Genomic DNA, 537 nt, shown 5'->3' on the forward strand with positions numbered 1-537 from the left:
TCGCTGTCTGTGCTAAGTCTCGGAACAGAGGTAGCACAGGGGTTGGGGCAAAATGTCCGGCTTGTCCGTCTGCTGGCCTCGGCCTCGGTCATTATGCTGGCAGGCTCTGCTGTAGCAGTGGCCGGTTCCATCGGCTTTGTAGGGCTGATGGTGCCAAATATTATCAAGATGCTTACAGGCGACAATTACAAACGGGTTATTCCCCTGTCTGCAATCTGCGGAGCCCTGCTGCTGACCTATGCAGACGTGCTTGGACGATTTATCGCGTTTCCGTATGAATCACCCGTCGGCATTGTAACCGCACTGGTCGGTGCACCCTTCTTTTTATATCTGGCACACAAGAACGGGAGGGCGGCAAGATGAAAAAGCTGTGGATTCTACTCGTTCTAATGCTGGTAGGTTCCTTTATAGCCATTGGCGTGGGCAGCACCTACATTACGCCCTCCGAATTACTCATGGCTTTGACTGACCGGGACGCCTCATCCTGGTTCATCGTTTACCATTACCGGCTGCCACGCGGCCTGCTGGCCATTCTGG

At 54.0% G+C, this 537-nt stretch carries 1 protein-coding gene; it reads left to right on the forward strand.

The annotated features are described in order from the left end of the window. A partial coding sequence (locus L693_RS0122430) for a FecCD family ABC transporter permease (RefSeq protein ID WP_025720146.1) occupies positions 1 to 363 on the forward strand: 363 nt, incomplete at its 5' end. Positions 364 to 537: the final 174 nt, after the last annotated feature.

Origin of the sequence: Paenibacillus sp. 1-18, from assembly GCF_000520755.1 — a bacterium.
In the GTDB taxonomy this organism is placed as follows: domain Bacteria; phylum Bacillota; class Bacilli; order Paenibacillales; family Paenibacillaceae; genus Paenibacillus; species Paenibacillus brasilensis.